This is a genomic window from Methylophaga pinxianii (assembly GCF_020447225.1).
In the GTDB taxonomy this organism is placed as follows: domain Bacteria; phylum Pseudomonadota; class Gammaproteobacteria; order Nitrosococcales; family Methylophagaceae; genus Methylophaga; species Methylophaga pinxianii.
The window spans coordinates 1-1,145 of record NZ_JAJAEO010000075.1; the positions used below are offsets into that span (position 1 = coordinate 1).

Annotated in this window: 1 protein-coding gene; it reads right to left on the bottom strand. The window is 54.8% G+C overall.

Annotated features, from left to right (window positions below; translation table 11 throughout):
• The coding region (gene tnpC, locus LGT40_RS00365; RefSeq protein ID WP_226343113.1) for an IS66 family transposase at nt 1–1,145 on the bottom strand (1,145 nt) is incomplete at both ends.

A 1,145-nucleotide genomic window follows, 5' to 3' on the forward strand; every position in this document is an offset into this window, starting at 1 on the left:
TGGGCGTGTTGTTGATGCGTTTGAGCACGGCGGTGAGGTAGGCTTTGGGGTCAATATCGTTGAGCTTGGCCGTCCCGAGGATACTGTATAGCGCAGCCCCATAATGGCCACCCTCTTCAGAGCCAGCAAACAGATGGTTTTTACGTCCGAGTGCCAGCGGCCGGATAGCCCGCTCAGCAGCATTGTTGTCGATTTCAACATGACCGTCTTCAAGGTACAGCACCAGACTCTCCCATTGCTTGCGGGCATAGTTAATCGCCTTGCCAAGCCCAGAGCCTTTGGCACATTCCCGCAGTTTTGTATCAAGCCACACTTTAAAGTCAGCCATTAAGGGCACAGCCTGTTGTTGCCGGCGTTGTTGTCGTTCATCCGGTGGCTTGCCATTAATGCTGCGTTCAATACGATACAAGGCTTCTATCCGCTTAATGGCTTCCCTGGCCACGGGGCTCTCGGTGGCTTCGGCTATCTCATAAAACTTGCGCCTGACATGTGCCCAGCAACCGGCGCGGGTGATACCGCGTTGCACAGCAAGGTTATACCCTGCATAAGCATCGGCCTGTATCACACCCGTAAAGCCTTTGAGGTGTTGTAACGGTTCCTGACCTTTGCGTGAGGTGCTGTATTGGAACCACACCGCCGGTGGCGCTTTACCTGAAAATGGCCGGTCATCACGTACATAATTCCAGTAACGGCCAGTCAAGGTTTTGCCGTTTCCCGGTTTCAAGGTCGGCGCCGTGGTGTCATCGGCATGCAGTTTATGACCTGCCATCACATGCGCTCGGATAGCGCCGACCAATGGCTGAAGTAAAGCGCCGACCCGGCCCACCCAACCTGCGAGTGTTGAACGGTCAAGGTCAATGCCTTCGCGTTTGAACCGCTCAGCCTGGCGATACAGTGGCAGGTGGTCTGCGTATTTATCGACAATGACCTGAGCGATTAAGGCAGAACTTGCCATGCCTTTATCAATGACCCGTTCCTGGGCCGGGGCCTGCACAATACGCTCGCAAGACTTGCAGCGGTATTTGGGGCGAACAATTTTAATCACCCGGTATTGGGCAGGCACCACATCCAGCAACTCGGACACATCTTCACCGGCCGCCTTCATCGCTTTACCACAATCAGGGCAATCACAGCTGGCAGGTACC